The sequence below is a fragment of the Sphingobacterium sp. B29 genome (assembly GCF_001952815.1).
Classification (GTDB): domain Bacteria; phylum Bacteroidota; class Bacteroidia; order Sphingobacteriales; family Sphingobacteriaceae; genus Sphingobacterium; species Sphingobacterium siyangense.
The window spans coordinates 5770546-5793584 of record NZ_CP019158.1 but is presented as its reverse complement, the minus strand read 5'-3'; the positions used below and the strand labels follow the sequence as shown (position 1 = coordinate 5793584).

Annotated in this window: 19 protein-coding genes; 12 read left to right on the top strand and 7 right to left on the bottom strand. The window is 40.7% G+C overall.

The genetic code is table 11. The features are described from left to right. Positions 1-4 precede the first annotated feature (4 nt). From BV902_RS24930 to BV902_RS24915, 4 genes are read left to right on the top strand one after another with little or no spacing between them, the layout of a single operon-like run. Positions 5-712, top strand: coding sequence for a MotA/TolQ/ExbB proton channel family protein (locus BV902_RS24930; RefSeq protein ID WP_046672749.1), 708 nt, complete (start codon positions 5-7; stop codon positions 710-712). Further along, on the top strand, positions 712-1122 hold the full coding sequence (locus tag BV902_RS24925; RefSeq protein ID WP_046672748.1) for an ExbD/TolR family protein: 411 nt from the start codon (positions 712-714) through the stop codon (positions 1120-1122). The genes BV902_RS24930 and BV902_RS24925 overlap by 1 nt, the downstream gene beginning before the upstream one ends. A gap of 58 nt (positions 1123-1180) precedes the next feature. Then, the gene (locus BV902_RS24920; RefSeq protein WP_075994214.1) at positions 1181-2008 is read left to right on the top strand and encodes an energy transducer TonB; all 828 of its coding nucleotides are present in this window, start codon (positions 1181-1183) and stop codon (positions 2006-2008) included. 11 nt (positions 2009-2019) lie between these two features. Further along, complete coding sequence (locus BV902_RS24915; RefSeq protein ID WP_075994213.1) at positions 2020-3324, top strand: bifunctional folylpolyglutamate synthase/dihydrofolate synthase; 1305 nt, start codon at positions 2020-2022, stop codon at positions 3322-3324. A 113-nt stretch (positions 3325-3437) separates the two neighbouring features. On the opposite strand, the gene BV902_RS24910 is transcribed toward BV902_RS24915, so the two are convergent. Then, positions 3438-4457 carry an asparaginase gene (locus BV902_RS24910; protein WP_075994212.1) on the bottom strand — a complete coding sequence of 340 codons (1020 nt, stop codon included), beginning with the start codon at positions 4455-4457 and terminating at the stop codon, positions 3438-3440. A gap of 12 nt (positions 4458-4469) precedes the next feature. Then, positions 4470-5237, bottom strand: a complete 768-nt coding sequence (locus tag BV902_RS24905) for a TatD family hydrolase (protein ID WP_075994211.1) — start codon at positions 5235-5237, stop codon at positions 4470-4472. A 362-nt stretch (positions 5238-5599) separates the two neighbouring features. Between BV902_RS24905 and BV902_RS24900 the strand changes: the two genes are divergently transcribed. Genes BV902_RS24900 through BV902_RS24890 form a run of 3 tightly spaced genes read left to right on the top strand, consistent with a single transcriptional unit; the run spans position 5600 to position 9136 of the window. After that, positions 5600-6994 carry a TolC family protein gene (locus BV902_RS24900; protein ID WP_237241831.1) on the top strand — a complete coding sequence of 465 codons (1395 nt, stop codon included), beginning with the start codon at positions 5600-5602 and terminating at the stop codon, positions 6992-6994. A gap of 1 nt (position 6995) precedes the next feature. Further along, positions 6996-7952 carry an HlyD family secretion protein gene (locus tag BV902_RS24895; RefSeq protein WP_070561231.1) on the top strand — a complete coding sequence of 319 codons (957 nt, stop codon included), beginning with the start codon at positions 6996-6998 and terminating at the stop codon, positions 7950-7952. 11 nt (positions 7953-7963) lie between these two features. After that, positions 7964-9136, top strand: a complete 1173-nt coding sequence (locus BV902_RS24890; RefSeq protein ID WP_075994210.1) for an ABC transporter permease — start codon at positions 7964-7966, stop codon at positions 9134-9136. A 79-nt stretch (positions 9137-9215) separates the two neighbouring features. Here the strand turns inward: BV902_RS24890 and BV902_RS24885 are convergent, their stop codons facing one another. From BV902_RS24885 to BV902_RS24875, 3 genes are all read right to left on the bottom strand, one after another. Beyond that, a complete protein-coding gene (locus tag BV902_RS24885; RefSeq protein WP_075994209.1) occupies positions 9216-10223 on the bottom strand; it encodes an FKBP-type peptidyl-prolyl cis-trans isomerase in 1008 nt (335 codons plus the stop codon). Positions 10224-10246: 23 nt separating this feature from the next. After that, on the bottom strand, positions 10247-11257 hold the full coding sequence (locus BV902_RS24880; RefSeq protein WP_075994208.1) for a DHH family phosphoesterase: 1011 nt from the start codon (positions 11255-11257) through the stop codon (positions 10247-10249). 118 nt (positions 11258-11375) lie between these two features. Next, a complete protein-coding gene (locus BV902_RS24875) occupies positions 11376-14015 on the bottom strand; it encodes a hypothetical protein (RefSeq protein WP_075994979.1) in 2640 nt (879 codons plus the stop codon). 411 nt (positions 14016-14426) lie between these two features. On the opposite strand from BV902_RS24875, the gene BV902_RS24865 reads away from it, so the two are divergent. The 5 genes from BV902_RS24865 (at position 14427) to BV902_RS24845 (ending at position 20830) form a co-directional block, all read left to right on the top strand. Next, positions 14427-14816 (top strand): DUF423 domain-containing protein, encoded by a 390-nt coding sequence (locus BV902_RS24865; protein WP_046672738.1) that lies wholly within the window; start codon positions 14427-14429, stop codon positions 14814-14816. 241 nt (positions 14817-15057) lie between these two features. Beyond that, a complete protein-coding gene (gene priA, locus BV902_RS24860) occupies positions 15058-17541 on the top strand; it encodes a replication restart helicase PriA (RefSeq protein ID WP_075994206.1) in 2484 nt (827 codons plus the stop codon). Positions 17542-17774: 233 nt separating this feature from the next. Next, positions 17775-18431: a protein-L-isoaspartate(D-aspartate) O-methyltransferase gene (locus BV902_RS24855; RefSeq protein ID WP_075994205.1), complete on the top strand. Its 657-nt coding sequence runs from the start codon at positions 17775-17777 to the stop codon at positions 18429-18431. A gap of 105 nt (positions 18432-18536) precedes the next feature. Further along, positions 18537-20360: a MutS-related protein gene (locus tag BV902_RS24850; protein ID WP_075994204.1), complete on the top strand. Its 1824-nt coding sequence runs from the start codon at positions 18537-18539 to the stop codon at positions 20358-20360. Positions 20361-20428: 68 nt separating this feature from the next. Then, positions 20429-20830: an acyl-CoA thioesterase gene (locus tag BV902_RS24845; RefSeq protein WP_075994203.1), complete on the top strand. Its 402-nt coding sequence runs from the start codon at positions 20429-20431 to the stop codon at positions 20828-20830. A 90-nt stretch (positions 20831-20920) separates the two neighbouring features. On the opposite strand, the gene BV902_RS24840 is transcribed toward BV902_RS24845, so the two are convergent. Then, entirely contained in the window at positions 20921-21295 is a 375-nt protein-coding gene (locus BV902_RS24840) for a DUF779 domain-containing protein (RefSeq protein WP_046672734.1), read from the bottom strand. Between the two features lie 119 nt (positions 21296-21414). After that, entirely contained in the window at positions 21415-22917 is a 1503-nt protein-coding gene (locus tag BV902_RS24835) for an aldehyde dehydrogenase family protein (RefSeq protein WP_075994202.1), read from the bottom strand. Positions 22918-23039: the final 122 nt, after the last annotated feature.

The following is a 23039-nucleotide window of genomic DNA, read 5'->3' as shown; positions in this document are numbered from 1 at the left end:
AATTATGTCATTAGTACAAGATACAGCACGGGCTGCTGTGGATTCGTTTAATCAAGCTGCACAACAACCATTACCTGCTGCTGCTCCTACAGAAAACATGAGTTTGATCGATATGATGATCAAAGGTGGATGGATCATGGTTCCAATCCTATTGTTGTTCTTTATTGGTTTGGTTATCTTTTTTGAGCGTTATTTGACTATCCGTCGTGCCGCAAAATATGATAACAGCTTAATGTCGCAAGTAAAAGCAAATGTTTTATCCGGAAATTTGGATTCGGCATTAGCTGTAGTTCGTTCAAGTAACTCAGCTTTGGGACGTATGTTGCAAAAAGGCTTATTGCGTGTCGGCAGACCGATCAAAGATATTGAAGGAGCGATCGAAAACGTGGGTAAATTGGAAGTTGCCAAGTTAGAAAAGAACATCAATATTTTGGGTATTATTGCTGGTATTGCCCCGATGCTTGGTTTCGTAGGTACGATCTTTGGAGTAATTAAGATTTTCCACGACGTGGAATTAGCTGGTGGTATTGATATTGCTTCTGTATCTGGTGGTCTATATGTAAAAATGGTGTCTTCAGCATCAGGTCTTGCGGTGGGTATCTTAGCTTATTTGGGCTACCATATCTTGAATATGATGGTGGAGCGATTGATTTTACGTATGGAAACGGATGCCGTAGAATTTATTGATTTATTGGATGAACCCGGAAGATAATGAACTTACGAAGTAGAAAAAATAAACCATCTGCGGAAGTACATACTTCAGCGCTGAACGACATCATGTTTTTCCTGATGTTGTTCTTCCTGTTAGCTTCTGCAGTTTCTAATCCGCAAGTGGTGAAGCTATTGTTACCAAAGTCAAGTGCGGGAGAACAATCTGTTGCTAAAAAGACTGTTACGGTATCGATTACAAAAGATTTGGGCTATTTTATTGACAAAACTCCAGTTCCCATTGAGGGATTGGAAGCTGCAATTCAATCGCAAATGGCTGCGGGTGAGGAAGTGACAATTATGCTCTATGTCGATAATACGGTTCCCATTCAAAATGTTATTTCTGTAATGGATGTCGCTAATCGATTGAAGATTAAAGTGGTATTGGCAACAGAACCAAAAAAAGATAAATAGGAACAATTAAACTTTTTTTAAGTTTATTGGTCAGCTATTAATATAGGAGATTAATGCGATGAGATATCACCTTCAACATGAAGAAAATAATTTCCCCAAAGCATTGGGGATATCGACTTTGGTCATGGCATCGTTGCTCTTGATTGGATTTTTTGTTGTTTTTAAAGCTCAGGCACCTGATGAATATGGAATGGGGGGAATGATCGTCAATTACGGTACTTCACCTGAGGGAATGGGAGATGACTATATGAGTGTTGAGGAACCATCGGTGGATCCCAACGCCAATAATGAACGCCCTGACCGTATTGATCCTGTTGAAACACCTACCCCAACTCCAACGCAACAAGTTGCGGAGAAAGCGGTTGTCACACAGGATTTAGAAGATGCCCCTGCGGTAACAAAAACGGAAAAGAAGGTCGTTTCAAAAGCACCGGAAACAACCAAAGCTGTAAAAGAAGTGGCACCACAGGCCAATGCCAAAGCGCTTTTTAAAGGCAATAAAAATAACGGTACTGGAGCTGGTGATGGTACAGGGACAACTCCTGGAAATCAGGGTTCCAAACTGGGTGATCCTTTAGCAAGTAACTACGGTGAAGGGGGATCTGGAAACGGTAACATGATGTTGTCTATTGAGAACCGAAGTTTTACGCAACGGCCAAGTATCGACGATAATGGACAGCAAGCAGGTAAGGTTGCTGTGGAGTTTAGAGTGAACAAGCAAGGGGTTATCACCTATGCGCGTGCTGGTGTAAAAGGAACGACGATTACCGATCCATCCTTGTTGGAGAAATGTGAGCGTGCTGTACGTGGCGCTAGGCTAAACCAATTGCCAAATGCTCCCGACTCCCAAACAGGACGGATTGTATTCAATTTTAGATTAAGATAAAAATCATTCACATGAATGCTTATAATGAGGCAATCGAGTATCTGTATACTCGATTGCCTATGTTTACAAGGGATGGCGCCTCTGCCTTCAAAAAAGACCTTGACAATACCATCAAACTTTGTGCTGCTTTGGACAACCCACAGCGAAAATTCAAAACATTACATATTGCCGGTACAAACGGAAAAGGATCCACCTCCCATATGTTGGCCGCTATTTTGGCCGAAGCAGGATATAAGACAGGCCTCTATACTTCACCACATTTACTGGATTTCAGAGAACGTATTCGTGTCAATGGTCAGTTATGTGAGAAAGAATTTGTTGTTGATTTTGTCAATACCCATCGCGAGCTTATAGAAGAAGTCAGTCCATCGTTTTTCGAAATTACTGTAGCCATGGCTTTTGATTATTTCGAGAAGAATAAGGTTGATATCGCTGTCATTGAAGTCGGCCTTGGTGGGCGTTTGGACAGCACCAATATTATTCAGCCTTTGCTGTCGGTAATCACCAATATCGGTTTTGATCACATGAATCTTCTTGGTAATACATTGGCGGAAATTGCTGCTGAGAAGGCCGGAATTATCAAAAGAAATACACCGGTCGTTATTTCGGAATATGCTGAAGAGACAGCAGCCGTGTTTTTGGATAAAGCAGCGATCGAGCATGCACCGATCCAATTCGCTTCCGACAAGTATGAGACGAAAATGCTAGGCGTGGACCAAGATTATTTGACGGTACAAGCGACGGATTCTGCGGGTCATTCTGCAGACTATCAACTGGATCTAAAAGGCTCCTATCAGGTTAAGAATCTCGCCGGCGTCCTGTTAGCAGTGGATGAATTGCGTGAACAGGGCTTTGAGATCAGTGATCAACATGTGCAGCAAGCGCTAAAAAATGTACAGGCAACCACAGGAATTCAAGGCCGATGGCAACAATTGTCTAAGGATCCATTTATCATCTGTGATACAGGGCACAATGAGGACGGAATTCATGAAGTGCTCAAAAATCTGGCTACAACAACTTATGATAAATTGCACTTTGTGGTAGGGGCCATGCGCGATAAGGACTTATCACACATGCTGCCTTATCTACCCAAAGATGCAACCTACTATTTCTCTGCTCCGGATATGCCGCGTGCAATGCCATCCGAGGAGCTGCGGAAAGAAGCTATGGAATTTGGTCTAACGGGACTTGATTATGCATCGGTAGGAGCTGCATTTGATGCAGCAAAAGAAGCGTATCAACAAGGTAACCTTATTTTTGTTGGCGGAAGCAATTTTGTTGTTGCGGAAGTGCTTGCTAGTTTGACGCAGGAATAGGAATACCGCCTTTCCTCGCAAATAAATCTTCGGGAGAAATTCATAGAAACCGATCACAAAAAGGGAGCTGCGTGAAGTGCAGCTCCCTTTTTGTTATTTTGTGCCGTTGGTCATTAATCATTGATCGTCAATTCACCACGGATATCCTTTTCAATCCAATAGGCGACCTCTTTTTGATCTTCTAACTCACCTTGAAGATACATCAATTTGGTTACTGCCGCTTCGAATGTCAGGTCGTAGCCATTCAGCACACCGATGGATTTAAGTCCTTGTGAAGTCTCATAGCGACCTAATTCAACAGACCCTACTTTACATTGCGAAATGTTGAGGATATTTTTACCTTGTTCAATTGCTTCCTTCAATAGATCCAGAAACCAAGTGTCGGTGGTTGTATTGCCCGATCCGAATGTTTCCATAACAATGGAGCGGACATCGGAATCTAGGACTGCTTTGATTGTTTGTGCAGAGATCCCCGGAAATAATTTCAATACGGCTACCCTGTTGTCCAGTTTGGTATGTAGGATAAATTCTTTATCAATATTATTTAATAAAGCATCTGTATTATATTTGAGGTGAATACCTGCTTCAACCAATACGGGATAGTTTGGCGATCTAAAGGCCTCAAATTTGGCCGAATTATATTTAAATGAGCGATTGCCACGGAATAATTTATTGTCAAAAAGAATGCATACCTCTTGGATCATGGATATACCATCCTGCTTTGCCGAGGCTATTTCCAACGCTGTCATCATATTTTCCCGGGCATCCGTTCGAATTTCCCCAATAGGCAATTGGGAGCCTGATAATATGACCGGTTTTTGGAGCCCTTCCAACATAAAGCTCAATACTGAGGCCGTAAAAGCCATTGTATCGGAACCATGTAGAATAACAAAACCGTCGTAATCTGCATAGTTATCCTTAATAATTTGTGCCATTTCAATCCAGATCTCAGGCTTCATGTTCGATGAATCGATAATGGGTTCGAAAGAGTGCACGGTCAGCTTATAGTCTAAGCGGCTTAAATCAGGGAGATTACGTTTGATCAATTCAAAGTCGAAAGGAACGAATGTTCCCGTTTCATCTTTAACCATTCCAATGGTCCCACCTGTGTAGATAATAAAGATATTATGCATTGAGTTTTGAAATTATATACCAAATATACGTTTTGAATTTTCTGTTGTGATTTCGGCCACCTTTTCGACGGAGATCTGGTGAAGGTCAGCTACTTTTTGTGCGACGTAAACCAAATAGCTACTTTCATTTTCTTTACCGCGAAAAGGGACAGGAGCCAGATAAGGTGCATCTGTCTCCAGGACAATATGTTTTAAATCGATTTCTTTGACCACCTGATCTAAGCCCGCTTTTTTAAAGGTAACGACTCCGCCAATACCAAGAGCAAAACCTAAATCGATAGCCTGGTGGGCTTGCTCTAGGGAACCGGTAAAGCAGTGCAGGACGCCAAATAATTTGTCGTCGTGAAGTTCTTCCAATAATTCGAACAATTCCGTGAAGGCTTCCCGACAGTGGATATCGATCGGTAAATTTAATTCCTTAGCCCATTGAACCTGAGTTCGAAAAGCATCTTTTTGAATTTCAAGCGTGCTTTTATCCCAATAAAGATCCAGCCCGATCTCACCTATGGCATGGACTTTGTGTGTTTCCAAGCTCTTTCGGATGGTTTCTAACTCTTCCACATAGTTTTCCTTTACATCGCAGGGATGTAATCCGAGCATGGGAAAACAATGTTCTGGATAAGCTGCTACGGTATCAAATACAGGTTTTATGGAAGCGCTATTTACATTCGGCAAAAAAAGACGTTGTATGCCATTATCGAAGCAACGTTGTAGATGTTCTTGCAGTTTTTCGGTCCCTGCATGGTAATAAATGTGTGTATGTGTATCTGTAAGCAACATAGTTTTCTGCGTGGAAGCAGCGGGTTAGGGTAAAAACTTGTTTTTATTATTATCGAATAAAGTGGTAGACTTAATTACCAAAATTTCAATTCGATCTCCAAAGATAACTTATTAATTAGCAAAAATGAAAATTAATACAGGATTCCTTCTACAGAAACGAATTCCTTTTTTTGTATCTTGGAAAAGCTAACAGGTGGAGGTCAGTCCTTCATGCCATGAATGCATAAGTGACGATTGTTATTGGCCGTTGAAAAGATACGTTTAATTAAAAAGAGTCAGAAGTCAAACATACCGTACGGTTTACTGTTAAACAGATAAAAGAGGTGGTTGTTGTCCTATTTTTATAAGAATAAATGAATCATATGATGAATAAGAGGTTATGCCTGGGTTTATTGACTTTGGCGTCGGTTATGTTTTTAAACAAACTACATGCGCAATCATTGATTGACCCGTCGGTAAAAGATATTATTCAAAAAGCCTTTCAGACAAATAAAGAATTGAAATTGAAGGCTTACGAAGTCGATAAAGCACGTCTGGAAGCCGATGGAGTAAAAGCAAACCGGCTGCCACATGTCTCGGCACTCGGGCTATACGGTTATGTACATAGCAATGGGAGTATTGATATTCCTACGGTTAATATCCCTTTATTGAACCTCGGCTTGTTTGAAGGAGCTACAGGATTTAGTATGCATGGACAAGCGGCCTATGCGGGGGTGTCAGTAAAGCAGATTATCTTTTCGGGATTACAGATTCCGAATGGAATAAAAGCATTGCAGGAGAAAGCTGTGGCTCAACAATATTTAGAATCGGCCGGTCGAGAAACACTTTCAAAGGATATTATTGCTTCTTTTGATCAGCTGATGTTGTTGGATGAGGTGGATAAATTGATTGTCGATTCTGAAAAGCGATTAAAGAAAGAACAGGAAAAGGTGAATAAAGCGATTCAAAATGGCCTTGCAATACCTTATGATAGAGATAAATTGAAATTGGCCTTGCTGGAGCTGGAAGAGAAAAAGGTAGAGGTTTCTGGCAATCGGGATTTGTTGTGTCAAAAGATCGAACAAGAAACAGGGGTATCTTTTCAGGAGGTCGGTGGAATTCATTATGGACTTAAACCTATATTTTTGTCGGATCTTCCACGTGATGTCGAACAAAGATCCGAATTGAAAGCACTGGATGCTTCCTCAAAAGCGTATGAGTACCTGTATAAAAAAGAAAAGGGGGGAGCTCTTCCTGCTGTCTTTGCCTTTGGATCCGCAAACTATCTGAATGTATTCAACTCCCAACTCATGGTGAAAGACCAACCGCTATTTGGTACAGTCAACTTACCGCTTAATTCCATCAAAGGGAGCCCCAATTTAATGGTCGGCGTAGGGGTTAAATGGGATCTCTATACGGGCGGAGAGCATCATAATAAGATAAAGCAAGTTAAACTCGATCAGCATATCAATACGACCAAGCGAGAAGATGCGCAAGAAAAATTAAATTTATTACTCAGCAAAAATACCGTTACCTACACGACTGGCAACCAAAAGCTGAAAGTGGGGGAACAGCAATTGAAAGTTGCCGAAAATAATCTTTCTATGGCTGTTAAACAATATCAAGCTGGCTTAATAGATGTTACTGAGTTATTGGCTGCTGAAAACGATTGGTACAAAGTTAATTTGGGTTATTTTAACAATGTTTTGCAGCAACGTACAGCTGCAGTTGAATTACTACATACATCAGGAAAATTATTACAAACTATACATGAGTAACATGAAGAATTTATATGGGATATTATCTCTGTCTATTTTTGTTTCTTGTACAAATCAAGTGAAAGAGAAGCCTATTGAAGGCAAGGTGGAGCGAGAGCAAGTGACGGTTGTGACAAAGGTTCCGGGGAAAATTGCGAAGCTTCTGGTTGAAGAGGGTGACTTTGTGCATGCGGGGGATACCTTGGCTATTTTGAGTATTCCCGAGGTAGATGCGAAAGAAGAGCAGGCAAAGGGAGCGCTGCAGTCTGCTGATGCACAATATAACATGGCAGTCAAAGGTGCTACGAAAGGTCAACTCGTGCAATTGCAGGCGAAGGTAGATGGACTTAAGGAACAATATGAATTTGCGAAAAAATCAATAGGTAGGCTGGATGCCCTTTTGCAGGACAGCCTGATTCCGCAGCAAAAGTACGACGAGACCTACGCTAAATTTCAGGGGGCTAAAAATCAGTATCTTGCAGCACAGGCTGAATTAGCTGAAGCAAAGGGTGGGGCTAGACAAGAACAGCAGATTATGGCTTTGGGGCAAAAGGAACGTGCACTGGGAGCGGTATCTGAAGTCAATGTTGCTGCACAGGAGAAATATGTCATTGCTCCACAGGACATGAGTGTGGAAACGATTAATCTGAAAGTCGGTGAATTGGCGATGGCAGGTTATCCGATTATCAATGGTTTCCTTGATCGATCGACCTATTTTAGATTTACATTGCCCGAAAATAAAATGGGAAAACTTCAAAAAGGAGAGGCTGTTGAGGTTGAAATTCCTTATTTGAATCACAAAAAGGTTAAAGCAAAGGTGATTAGTATCAAAGCCTTAAATTCGTACGCAAGCATTGCCTCAGCTTATCCTGATTTCGATCCGCAACAGGCTGTGTTTGAATTGAAAATTGTTCCTGAAGATGTTGCCGGTAGCAAAGATTTGTTAACAAAAACGCTTGTGGTTCTCCATGCGAATTAAAGAGCTTGACTGTGAAAAAAATTTTAGAATTGATCCAACGGGAGTTTAAGCTCTTCTTCAATAATAAAGTGCTATTGATGCTTTTTCTGGGTGCACCTGTATTGTATGGTGTATTGGTGGGGCATGTTTATCAACAAGGTAAGGTAACTCAGATGCCGATCATTGTAGTTGATGAGGATAATAGCCCCTTAAGCAGTTCATTTATTGATATGCTTTCAGATAATGAGAGTATTGAAGTTGCCCGTGTAATACCCTCCTTATTTGATTCAAAAGATATTGCGATGCAATATGAGGCAACAACGATTGTACATATTCCCAAGGGTTTTGCGTCCGGAGTACAACAGGGGCGTTTGCCCGAAATGACTGTTTTTGTAGACGGTGCCAATACATTGACCTCAAATACCGCCATGATGGCTGTCAATGTGTGTGCCTCGACGTTGAAAGCGGGCATACAGATTCAGGCGCAAATGAAACGTGGTGTTCCGGCAAAGATCGCTGCGCAGCAGTACGAACCATTTAAGACAACTTTTGTTAAGCAGAATATTCGAAGTGGAAATTACCTGTATTTTATGCTGCCGGGAGTGCTAATTACTGTGCTGCAACAGGTTTTGCTCTTGGGCTTGGCTTTGTCTTTTTCCTCGGAATTTGAAGGCAATACATTTCCGGAGCTGGTACGTAAAATCGGTAATCCTATCGGACTTATTCTTGTTAAGATATTACCATATGTTTTGATGTCTGTTGGTATCCTGGTTTTATATTGGGGTTTTGGTCAATATTACCGTATGCCTTTACAGGCCGAATTTGGTCGCTTTGTACTCTGTACTTTCGTCTTTTTGCTTGCCGTGTGTTTTATAGGTGTACTCGTCAGTATTCTACTGCCTTCGCAGTTGAAATCGACAGAAGTCCTTATGGTCATTGCGACGCCAGCATTTATCTTGAGTGGCTTTACCTGGCCTTCGAGTCTAATGCCAGGCTGGGTGCAGGCAATTGCAAATGTAATCCCATCGACCCATTATCTTCGAATTTTTAGGTTAATGTTTATTCAGCATGCTGAAAATTACCATACCGATAAGGCGCTGATCGCATTGACCATCATCATGATCATCAGTTTTATATTGGCGGTAATAATACTATGGCTGAAAATACGGAAGATCAAAAAAGAAGATAAAAAGATTAGCGTATAGTGAATAAAAATACGAACAACAAAAAAAGCGGTTTCATCGAGATGAAACGCTTTTTTGTTAACTGAAATTTACAGTCGAATTATTTTTTTGCTGCAGGAGCTGGTGCCGCTGGAGCAGTAGTTCCAGTAGGCGCTACCATGCCTGGAGTTGTTGCTGTAGGAGCAGGAACTTTTCCAGGTTTGATATCCAATACTTCTACTTCAAATACTAAAGGAGCATATGGAGGGATAACACCTGAAGGGCGATCGCCATAAGCCAAAGATGAAGGAATGACTAAAGTTGCTTTTGTACCTTTGTTAAACAATTGGAATGCTTCAGTCCATCCAGGGATTACACCATCAACACCTAATTGAAATTTTAATGCTTCATAAGGACGTTGAGGGTTGAAAATTTTCTCTTTTTTAGCTACATCTGGAAGGTTTGTATCAAATACTTTTCCTGTAGTTAATGATCCTACATAGTTCACGTGAATAGAATCACCTACTTTTGCATTTGCTCCTGTTCCAGGTTTAGTAATTACATATTGAAGACCTGAAGCTGTTTTCGTTGTTTTCAAGCTTTTATCCTTGATGTATTTTTCAAGTTTAGCTGGTTCAGCTGCTTTGTGTTTGTTCAATTCTTCTTCAAAATATTTCTGAACTTGTTCACCTAATTGTTGGTCTGTTAACTTTCCTTTTTTGAAGTGTTTTTTGACTTTGATCGAATAAACAATGAATTTATCTGCAAACTCTGGTTTTGGTTGATGTGTTTTAGCAGCCATAGAATCCAAATTGATTTTGAATACCAAGCTATCACCTTCACCTACGTATTTGAATAAACCAGTAGGGTCACCTGGATTTTTTGCGATAATACTATCTGGATATAATTGAACGATTTGAGGGACTCCCATGTCATACGTACTTTGCATTGTAGAATCTCTGTCCGTTTTCACAACCATGTCAAGTGCTAATAAATCGCCTGATACTGCTTTTTCTTTTGCATTATCATCTACGATTTTATACTCAAGACCACCTTCAGCCTTTTTGAATTTTTGGCATGACGTCATCAAAAGACCGGCAGCCGCGAAAAATAGAATTGCTTTCTTCATTTTCTAATGTATGTTACGATATCTTATTTTGTTAATATTTCTTTATAATTTGGTAAAACCGATTTGAATTTTGCAATCACTGCTTCGAGGCTTTCTTTCGAATTACCTCCTGAAGCGTTAAGATGCCCCCCTCCATTGAAATACAATTTACAGATCTCATTGCAAGGAACTTCTCCAATCGAACGCAAAGATAGTTTAATTTGTTCATTTCTGTCAATAATTAAAGCAGCCAATCGAATTCCTTTGATAGAAAGGGCATAATTGACTAATCCTTCGGTATCACCGGTGATCACTTCAAACTGAGTGAGATCCGCTTTGGTTACATGGATAATGGCGGTGTTATATTCATGGATAACCTCTAGACGATTCAATAGACAGAACCCTAAGAATTTTAGGCGGCTTTCTGACGAGCTGTTGTAAATCTCTTCGTGAATAGCCCAGTTTTGTGCACCGCAATCAATGAGTGATGCAATGATGCGGTGAATTTCTGCAGTGGTAGAACGGAAGCGGAAAGAGCCCGTATCGGTCATAATACCGGTATATAAGCATGTCGCCATGTCAGCACTGATATGGTCTGGATCTTGCATCTCATGGACTAAGAAGCGATAGATTAATTGTGCAGTCGCTGCAGCAGATGGATCCCAAAATGCGTAATCTTCAAACCCTTCCGGATCTAAATGGTGATCAATCATGCATTTGATTCCTTTCGCTTGACGAATAGGTTCACCCATTTCGTGAATCCGGGCAAGGCCATTAAAATCTAAGCAGAAAATTAATTCAGCTGCGTCAATCTGTTGATTGTGCAGGTCAATATCCTGCGTATAAATTTGTACATTTTCTAAGCCAGGTAACCAATCCAAAAAGGCTGGAAAGTCTGACGGTACAATGAGATTTACGTGGTGTCCTTTCGCGGTCAACCAAAAATATAATCCTAAAGATGAACCCAATGCGTCCCCATCCGGTTTGTAGTGCGTTGTAATTACAATACGTTTTGGTTCAGCTAATAATTCTTTTAATTCTTCCGATTTCAGCATAGTCATATTAAGTCTGCAAACCTACTATAAAAAAATTAGATTAGACAAATTTTTTATAAAGATCTTTTAGCATCTTATAGCGTTTGGTGTTGATTTTAAAAAATTGATTTTCAGGTTCTTAAAACTTATATACATAGATCTTGAAATCCCGCTTCATGCAGATTAAATAATTGGCATTGTCGCCATAGTTAATCGGTCCATAATAGAACTTTGAAAAACCTTCTACAGGGAATCCCTCCTGGACCAAGCCATCAGATCCGAAAACATAAATCATGCGGTTGTCGGTTCCAACACCTATGATATCAGATTTACCTATTCGTTTAAAAAACAACGGTCTGTTACTGGCCTCTTCGATGAATTTATATTCAAAGTAGGAAGACGAGTCTCTTGAACTGTAGGCATTCAGTTTGTTGTTGGCTAGAATAACAAAATCTCTGTCAGCACCACCGCTAATATCTTCAAAATTAAAGAACGCATCTTTACCCCAATCACCCAGTTTTATTTTTTTGGCCTCGCCTTCGAAAGGAATTTTGAATACACTACCTTTATTGTTTGCCAAGTAAATGAAGGAGTTCTTTTCATCCGACGCCGCAACTAAACCAATTGGATTTTTAACACTTTCCCCATCGGTATCCATTGTTTTTTTACGGATGATCTTACCATTTTGATCAAAGAAATACACGGAAGCAGTGCTTGTACCAGCAATAATATAATTTGTCTGTCCCAGGCTGGTTGTTTTTAGATCGAATAAAATTCGGCCATCCACGCTATTATTTTCAAAGCCCTCCACTTTTTTGCCATCCAGGGTATACGCAAGAATGCGGTCTGTTGCCGGAATGTAAATACGTTGCTCCTTATTGAAGCTGGCGATTGTAGCCCCGTAAGTTGCCGAGTATGGCAGTTCAACGGAGAAGCCAGTTCTGTTTTTACCATCGGGCATAAAGCGATACAAGCGGTTTTTTGTGACGGCGACAATACTGAGATCCTGTAACTGAATTGGCTCGCCCAAAATTTCACCTTGGAAGAGGTTTTGCCAAAGTTCTTTTCCATCCGGCGAAAATGCATGTACCGTATGATCTTGTTCTTGAATCAGGATAAACTTGTTCTTCCCATCTTGATCGAAAATCCAAGGTTTATTGATAATTCGGTTCTCCAGCTGGACTGTCCATTCTGGTTTGCCGCCTAATCTCGTATCACTTTTAAAGAGGGCATATAAACTGGACGAGAATGTGCCCTGATTGCCACTCAACTGGTATGACCAGGAGTAGAAATTTTGAAATCCATATTCATCCTCATCTTTAAAGTTCTTTGCAAAGTCAGCTTTTAAGTTATCTAGAATATTGCTTTTACCAGCTTTAGGTTCTAAATAGAAAGTTACGTTGCTGCGGCTATTCTGCAATGCTGCATGATTTTTGAAAATAGCCGTTCCGGAAAGAAATTGCTTTTCCCGGAAAGATTCACGATAATCTCTCAAGATTCCCGTCCGTGTAGCTACCACCATAATGTTGTCTACAATGGTAAAATAGGGTCGGGTAAAGCTTTTGAACGGTTCACCAAATAGCGCATGTAAGAGATTCGAATATTTAAATTGATAGATTGAATCACCTACAGACGAACTGAATTTCTTGAGATTATCAGCAAATAGCGTTGAATCCGAAATGCTGATCAAACCTATTGCATCCTGATTATCTAATTCCGCAAGCGCAAATTCATCGTTGAAAATTGGCGCGATGATACTGTCAAATGATACTTTGCTGTCTTCTTCAAAGTTCTTTATACTTTTAGCCAATCGACCGTCTTCTTTTTGCTGTACCAACAAGGCTTTCAGTCCGCTTCGAAAACTATGGGGATCTGAAATACTAAAGTCTATATAAGATGCAGCATTTTTAGGCAGATAATTCCCCAGAGCTTGCACTTGAGCTGTCTGCGTGGCAAACAACTGTAGGTAACTATTTTTGCCCGCCGAGAGATCTGTTTCACCCTTAAAAATAAAAGCATCCTTTTTGAAATTCATGTTCCAGGACGTTTGGCCCTTCAGCGAATCGATTAAGTTGAGATAAGTGCCAAATTTGGATTTCATCAATATTCGAGCAATTTGCGACAATTGTTCATTGAAAAAATAGAGACTAAGTGGCGTGTTTTTATTGTTATGGTTTACGAAGAACTCGATTTGTTTGGTACTTATTTTCTTAACCTGTTTATCAAAGATCTGGGAAAGTACCTGTTTGGAGTAGCTTGCGAAAATGATTTCGTGAGAGTAGGCACAATAAAGTGTACTATCCTTAGTGCCTTGATTAAGCCCATAAAATCGTTGCCCTAAGGTGTCAAAAGGTTGTATCTTGTAGTTTTTACCGACGTTTCCAAGTAATGTTGCCAGCGAATTATTATCAATGCTTTGACCAACCTGAACGCTGTATAGCGGAGTAATCTGGTCTTTTTCCTGGTGAAAAGAGAGTAATATTTGCTGCCCCGCTACAAGAGGTGCAAACTGTTCATTACGTAATAATTCGTCTTTAAGACGCTCCAGGTTGGCGAAATTGCGTTGACCTATAATGGCATTAAAGAGCTCATAGTCGTTGAAGATCGTATCTACAGTCTGATCATTGGCAAAGGAGGCAATTGCTAATGTGCTTTCAGGAAGATATTGTAAAGCTTTAGAATCTTGTTTATTGTTTTTATTGAAGTCTCCAAAAAGATAGATCGTGGCCGCGATGACCGCGATGAATAATATAACAGTGATGATGATTGTTTTTTTCATCCTTTTTATTTTTTTCAATGCCTGATAAGAACTCGAATAAATCGTCAGTACCACGCTGGTCGATGCGATTAAAAATCCAGTTTTAGCAGAACAACTATTTATGAGGTACTCATTTTCTTGTCAGCGGAATAAGTACACTAAACTTGTTTTTTTAATGGTGATGAAGCCATCATGCGGCAGATGTTTATCAAGGATATACAAATCCTGCACCTCGTTCAAGATCTCGTGAGCTGCACGATGTTCATGATGATTCATACGTAAAACAAACCTAATAAAAATATATGGGAAGAGATAGAAAATCGTTCCTATAATGCGCCTTTGTAATATAAATTTAACAAAAAATTCCTTATTTTGCTCTGTTTTTAATACATTTATCGCTAGAAACTCATTTTCAGCATTCACTTTAACATAATGAATAAGAAAATCATTTTAGCCGCTTCGTTGTTGGGAGCATTAGCTGTAATATTAGGCGCCTTTGGTGCTCATGGTCTAGAAGGGAAGGTAAGTACATATCATATTGAAACTTGGAAAACTGCAAATCAGTATCATTTCTATCATACCTTCGCCCTGCTATTTTTATCCACTTTTTCGCGAGCAAAGACGTACTCCATTAAAGTATCATTTATAGCTTTCCTCATTGGTATACTTTTTTTCTCGGGATCGTTATATGTCTTAAGCGTGCGCGAAATAACCGGCTTTGGAAATCCGTCTATTTTAGGACCTATCACCCCTTTGGGAGGATTGTCATTAATCGTTGGCTGGGTTGCATTATTTATTGCTGCACTAAAAAATAAATCGTAATCCTATTTAATTGCCTATGTTCATACGAAATCATATTCGTATCTAATTATAACGGAGCCTTCTTGAATAGATTTCAGGAAGGCTTTTTTAGGTTGCAATTGATTGAGCTTTGATCTCTTGGTTTTTTCACTCCGATATCGCTTTGAGGCCGCATGGTTGTTGTCGGTTTTAGGTATCGCCGGGGTCGTTTGACCTCTTTTCCTGAAGGTTTTTTTGTACTTTTATACCATAATTTGAATTTATGTCCAATCCACAATCTACGATTTTTAGTGAAAGAGATACGCTGTTTGTTGATGTGGTCCTACCACTAGCATTGGCAAGAACATATACCTATCGTATTCCGGTTGACTGGAATGATCGTGTGCAGGTCGGTGTGCGTGTCATTGTGCAATTTGGGAAGAATAAGATCTATTCTGCGGTTGTGAAGTCAATTAGTCAGGAGGCACCAAAGCACTATGAAGCAAAGTATATTTTGGACATCATTGATGACAAACCCATAGTTAATTTGGCTCAATTTAAACTTTGGGATTGGCTAGCCGATTATTACATGTGTAGTTTAGGCGAAGTCATGCAGGCTGCGCTACCTTCGGCATTGAAGCTGGCCAGTGAGACCAAAGTCGTTTCATCGATTGCGGCAGATTTTGACCGTTCTACACTTTCAGATAAAGAGTATCTTATCATCGAGGCTTTGGAGGTGGCGGGAGAACTTAAAGTCAATGATATTGTGAAATTGCTGGGACAAAAAACAGTCTTCCCCATATTGAAGCAATTATTTGACAAAGGAATTGTTCTGATTTCTGAAGAGATTACAGAAAGATATAAACCCAAGACCAAAGCATTTTTACGTTTTGCTCCCGACTTTAGAAATGAAGATGCAAAAAGAGAATTGTTGGATAGCTTAAACCGTGCACCAAAACAACAAGATGCGGTATTGGCATTTATGCAGCTGGTCAAAAAAACCGAGGAGATCACGCGGCCCATGTTGGCTGAGGCCTCGGGCTGTGGTAACGGTGCTATTACGGCTTTGATTGACAAAGGTGTTTTTGAAATAAAGGAAAAGGTTGTATCCCGGTTCCAGGGGGAAGATATCGAACTAGATGCCAATTTTCAATTTAATGAAAACCAGCAAAGGGCCTATACTGAAATACAAGAGTCGTTTGAAGAGAAGGAAGTTACCCTGTTGCATGGTGTCACAGCTTCAGGAAAAACACAGATTTATATACGGCTTATCGAACAAGCAATCGCAGCAGGAAAATCAGCCCTCTATCTACTGCCTGAGATTGCGCTGACAGCACAGATTACGGCGCGCTTAAAGCTGCACTTCGGCGATAAATTGGGGGTGTACCACTCCAAGTTTAATGATAATGAACGTGCCGAGGTGTGGCATAAAGTAATGAAAAATGAATTTCAGGTCGTGATTGGGGCCCGTTCTTCAGTTTTTCTGCCCTTTCAGGATTTAGGGATTATCATCGTTGATGAAGAGCACGAAAGCTCCTATAAACAGTTTGATCCAGCCCCACGTTACCATGCCCGTGATACGGCTATTTACCTCGGATTCCTACATCAGACCAAAGTGCTATTGGGATCAGCGACGCCTTCTTTGGAAAGTTATTATAATGCCAAGGCTAAGAAGTATGGTTTTGTGCAACTGCTTGAGCGTTATGGCAACGCACAATTGCCAAGTATTGAGTTGGTGAATATTCCCGAAGAGGGAAGAAAAGAAAATATGTTTTCCTATTTTTCTGGCACCTTGTTAAAGGCAATTGAAGAAGCCGTAAAAAATAAAGAGCAGGTTATATTATTTCAAAATAGACGTGGGCACACGACAATGATCCAGTGTAATACCTGTGGATTCGTTGCAAAATGTGTCAATTGTGATGTCAGCTTAACCTATCACAAGAGCTCTAATATGATGCATTGCCATTATTGTGGTCATGTGGAGCCTCCACTTCGTGTTTGCCCGGCCTGTGGAATGCCACATATCGAAAGTAAAGGGTTCGGTACAGAAAGGGTAGAGGAAGAACTTGAAATCCTGATGCCCGAAATTCGCATCGGTCGGTTGGATCTGGATTCCACAAAAGGTAAATACGGTTTCGACAAAATTATCACGGCTTTTGATGAGCATGAATTTGATGTTCTTATTGGGACGCAAATGGTTGCTAAGGGGCTCGATTTCGGAAGAGTAAGCCTCATCGGTGTTGTCAATGCAGATACGATCATTAACTTTCCGGATTTCCGTTCGTATGAACGATCTTTTTCGTTATTTTCCCAGGTAGCAGGTCGCGCAGGTCGGCGTGAAGCCGGAGGAAAAGTGATCATCCAAAGCTACACCACGAATCATCGGGTGTTAGAACAGGTGGTCAATAACGATTATGAAGGGATGTTTATGACGGAAATTACAGAACGAAAAAACTATCTTTATCCTCCTTTCTACCGGCTTATTCGGATTGATATTAAACATACGGATTTTCAGAAATGCTATGATTCGGCCAATCGATTTGCCTCGGCGCTGCGTCAACAATTGGGTGCAAGGGTATTGGGGCCGGAGCCGCCATTAGTTTCACGCGTGCGGAATAATTTTATCCAGACCATTACCTTGAAGATTGAACGCACAAATATTAGTATTGCAAAGGTCAAGGAATTGATCCGCTCGGTTCTTCTGGATTTTGAAATAGATAAAACCAATGCTGGTGTACGCGTTCAGGTCGATGTAGATCCATATTAGCGACAATTATTACCCATATAGCTTTTAAAGACTTGCGTTTTAGGTAAAGTTAAACCACATGTGCTTATCGTTTTGTTCGGTCCCAAATTCAAGAGGTCAGCGTAGATTGGGCATAAGGACAGATGATTTGGAAAATAAAGCAAATTGACTTGAAAATGTGTACTGTATTGGTATTGAATTATTTGTGATTAATTCTGCTTAATGTGCCTTTTAAAAGGTAAATTTGAAACATCATGGCGTACAAGTTTATTGATAATTATCGAGAGAAAGGTGCTCGTAAGAAATTGGTTGAACATCTTAAAAGCCGGGGGATTGCGGACCAGAAAGTATTAGATGCCATTGGCAAGGTACCACGTCACTATTTTTTTGATGAAACATTCTGGAATCAGGCCTATCGGGACATTGCTTTTCCAATAGGTGACGGGCAAACAATTTCACAGCCGTATACCGTCGCCTATCAATCTGAACTGCTCCACGTCAAAAAAGGAGATAAAGTACTGGAAATTGGTACGGGATCGGGATACCAAACCTGTATCTTATTGGAACTTGGCGCAGACGTATATACCATCGAACGTCAGGAAAACCTATATCAACGAACCATTCAAGTGTTGCCGTACATGGGCTATAAACCGAATTTCTTTTTGGGAGATGGCTCCAAGGGAATTGAAGAGCACGCTCCTTATGACAAGATTATTGTAACTGCGGGTGCGCCATTCGTGCCAGAGGTTATGTTAAAGCAGCTGAAAATGGGCGGAATTTTTGTGATCCCTGTAGGAGACGAAAAATCGCAAAAGATGATGACGATCATTCGTGTGGGTGAAAATGATTTTGACCGTATCGAATTGGATACTTTTCGTTTTGTGCCTTTGGTGGGTGATCAAGCCTGGTAGGATATCCATTCAACCAGCTTAAACGACTTCCCCCAAGGTCTTTAAGCGACATCAAAACATCCATGATTAAATTGAAATAAACGTGAAAGAATAAATATTCACCTTATGACCCCAACTGCAATATTATATGACCAGAAGCATCGCGAAATCGCTTCAACTGTCCTCAAATTAAATAAACAAGTTAATACGCTCAGCTTGTCGCGGCTATTTGTGATACTCGGTGGCGGAGCGTTATTATTTTATACCTTTCAACTGGAAAGCCTTCCGCTGGTGTTTTTCTGTTTTTTTGCATTATTGTTCCTATTCGCCTATCTCGTGCGGAAGCAGAGCCAGCTCGAGCTTCAGAAGAACTATTTTGAAGCCTATCTGAAAGTTTTGGCAAATGAACAGGCTTTGGCAGACGGAAAATTAAATATGTATGATCATGGCCAGCATTTTGAAAACGGAGCTCATCCTTATAGCTCTGATATGGATGTCTTTGGAACATACTCCTTATTTGCACAGATAAATCGGGCAACGACCAAACAGGGGATTGATCTTTTGGCTTCTTGGCTTGATGCACCTCTCCAAAGCCATCAAATTCAACGCAATCAAGAAGCTTCCCAGGAACTTGAAAATGAATCGGAATGGATATGGGATTTTCAGGCAAAGCTTTTGGCCAATCTGAACCATAAATTGGATATCAAAGCATTTTTGATAAATTACTTTCAAGATCGAAATTTTCAGTTCGGAAATGCCTTCATGCGAGTCTATCTCAAAGTAGGGCCTGTTTTATTTTTGGTCGCTTTAGTGGGCAGTATTTTTGTGCCAAAATTGGCTGGGGTGGCAACATTGATAGGGCTATTCCATATTCTTTGGGCCTTGGCCAAAGCAGGAAGTGTTAGCATGTTCTCCTCTCGAATAGACAAGATCGGTGGCGTGCTTGGCTCATACGCAGAGGCGATTCAATCTATTGAAGACCACGCATGGAAGTCTATTGCTATGCAGGAGATCGCGGGAGAGCTTAAACAAAACCAGGGTACTGGATCTATTTCCCTTGCCTTTAAAAAACTCGCTGGTCTTATTAACAATTTGGATGCCCGGAATAACGTCTTTGTTGGGATATTTCTAAACCTGTTTCTGCTTTGGGATTTTAGACAGGTATTGGCTATTGTTGACTGGAAGAATAAGTACGAACACGAGATTCTAAATTCATTCGATACCTTAGCTAAGGTTGAGGCTGTAACTAGCCTTGCCATTTGGAAGAGAAACCATTCGTCGTACATTTATCCAGTAATTTTGGATAACCCACTGGAAAATAAGATTGACGCGCAAGGGGTATATCATCCATTGATTCCAAGCAATCAGGTCGTAGCCAATGATTACAGTAGTATAGATCATCGAGTTGCTTTGGTGACAGGTTCAAATATGGCAGGAAAGAGTACGTTTCTGCGGACAGTTGGTATTAATGCAATTTTGGCATATGCCGGAGCTGCGGTTGCTGCAGCTTCTTTTCAGCTCCCGATTTATAAACTGATATCCTATATGCGAATCAAGGATAATCTGAATGAAAGTACGTCGACCTTTAAAGCTGAATTGAATCGGATGAAATTTATATTGGATACAGTTTCAGCACATAGCGATAGTTTTTTTCTAATCGATGAGATGCTTCGTGGGACAAATTCTGTCGACAAATATCTGGGCTCCCGTGCAATTATAAAGAAACTGGTTCGATTGGATGGTAAAGGTATGGTGGCTACACATGACTTACAGCTGTCCAGTTTACAAGAGGAATTTCCGGGAGATATCAAAAATTATCATTTTGACATTCGTGTCGACGAGGGTCAGATGCTGTTTGATTATAAGCTGAAGATAGGAGAATGTAAAATATTCAATGCTTCGCTTTTATTGAAAGGTATAGGAGTGGATATCGACGAAAATATGGAATAAAAATGACGGAACTGGAGCTAGATTGGTTTACATTTGTCTCCTCTTAAATCCACTTAATAAAAAAATAAATGACTTTACAAGAACGTATTGATTTATCAGAAACACACGTCTGCACGACCGTGTTTCCGTTTTTGACGAATCATCACGATACCTTATTCGGCGGCAAGGCGATGTCCATTATGGACGAAGTATCGTTTATGGCTGCAACACGATTTTGCCGCAAAACGTTGGTGACTGTATCGACGGACCGTATAGACTTCAATAAGGCAATTCCTTCCGGAAGTATTATAGAAGCTATCGCAAGGGTTCAAAATGTAGGCCGGACCAGCTTGAAGGTGAAGGTCGATATATTTTTGGAACATATGTACAAGGAAGGAAGAGAACTGGCCATTGAGGGTGTTTTTACATTTGTTGCCCTAGATGAAAACAAACAGCCAATTCCAGTCCTTGAAGGCTTGGATATTGAATAAAATTTTAGCATTCCGAATGCGGAAACTCAGGGGAGAATTTTATAGGTCATCTCTAGAACGTTGTGATTCTATGGTGTTTTATGCTTTTTTTTATTCGTTTCGTTTGATTGGGCTGAGGTCATTAAGCTCTTCGGCTGTGAATAGGCGATAATGAACTTTGAAAGTTTTACCCAGTGGCGTTTCCAATGAGAATCCTCCGGGACCAAACCCATCTAGTACATCGAGGGTGAAATGCGCATGTTTCCAATATTCAAAGAGATCACGATCTACCCAAAATTCATATCCTTCAGCTAATCCGATCATGGCATCATTCGTCCTCGGAAAATACCCTCCTTCCTCAAAACACTGTGGTTGTGTACCCTCGCAACAGCCTCCGGCCTGATAAAACATTAATTTACCATGCTTTGCTTCAAGTTCATGAATGAGCTCCCTTGCTTTTTCAGTGATGTCTAATCTATTAATCATGGTGAAATCAGTTATGTGTTTTAGCGTTGGTTCATATGAAATTCAGCGGAAGGGGCAGCATTTGCTCCCCCTAGACTCGGGCATCAAGCTGTTCGAAAAGTATACCCGGTATGCTTCAGTTAAAAGAAGCCAAGTTTTTCTTTACTGTAGGAAATCAACATATTCTTGGCCTGTCTGTAATGGGCAAGCATCATTTTATGGTTTTCCCGTCCAATTCCTGATTGTTTGTATCCGCCAAATGGAGCACCGGCTGGGTAGGAGTGGTACTGATTTACCCATACGCGTCCAGCTTGTATGGCACGTGGAACCTGATAAAGCTGATGTGCATCTCGGGTCCATACACCTGCTCCGAGACCATACATGGTATCGTTGGCGATGGCAATTGCTTCTTGTTCGTCTTTGAACGTGGTCACTGCCAGCACAGGGCCGAAGATTTCTTCCTGGAAAATGCGCATGCTATTATCTCCTTTAAATAGGGTGGGTTTGATGTAGTAGCCTTCTTCAAAACCAGCACCAACATTGTTTTCATCTCCGCCGGTCAATACTTCGGCTCCTTCTTCTTTGCCAAGTTTAATATAGGACATGATCTTATCTTTTTGAATCTTCGATGCCTGAGCACCCATCATTGTTGTTGGGTCTAATGGATCCCCAACTTTGATCTGATTAACCCGATCGATCACTTTAGCAATGAATTTTTCATAAATATCCTCCTGGATCAGTAGACGAGAGGGGCAGGTGCAAATTTCGCCCTGGTTGAGCGCGAATAATACCGCCCCTTCAACTGCTTTGTCCAAAAATGCATCATCTGCATCCATTACCGAACTGAAGAAAATATTGGGCGATTTTCCCCCCAATTCTAGGGTTACCGGGATGATATTTTCAGTCGCATATTGCATGACCAAACGTCCTGTTGCTGTGGAACCTGTGAATGCTGCTTTGGAAACCTTTGGATTGGTGACCAAGGAACGACCAAGCTCTGCGCCGAAACCGTTGACGATATTGACCACTCCGGCAGGAATCAAATCACCGATGATTTCCATAAGAACAAGAATAGATGCTGGTGTACTTTCAGCGGGTTTTAACACGACAGTGTTTCCTGCAGCAAGGGCCGGAGCTAGTTTCCATACGGCCATCAGAATCGGGAAATTCCATGGAATAATCTGTGCAACAACCCCGATTGGTTCGTGTACAATCAGCGACACCGTATTGCTGTCCAGTTCGCTTATGGACCCCTCTTCAGCACGGATTACACCGGCAAAATACCGGAAATGGTCGATGGCTAATGGGATATCCGCATTGAGTGTTTCACGTACAGCTTTTCCGTTGTCTATCGTTTCAACGGCTGCGATATATTCTAAATTAGCTTCAATGCGGTCAGCGATTTTATTGAGGATAATACTTCGTTCTGTAGCGGAGGTTTTTCCCCAGGTTTCAAAAGCTTTGGCTGCAGTGTTGACAGCGAGATCCAGATCTTCTTTTGTTGAATGGGCAACTTGAGTAAACACTTTTCCGTCTACCGGCGAGATATTATCGAAGTATTTTCCTTGAATTGGTGCGACAAATTTACCACCAATGTAGTTGTCATATCGTTCTTTGAACGATGGTCTTTTGATTGCGCTCATATGGTTTATTATTAATTATTTTTAATCCCTTCTTATCAAAGTTAGCCAGCAATTATTCAATAGCGTAGCAGAATTGATCCAAAACATAGCACAATTGTGGCAGATGAATTTCGGCTACAATT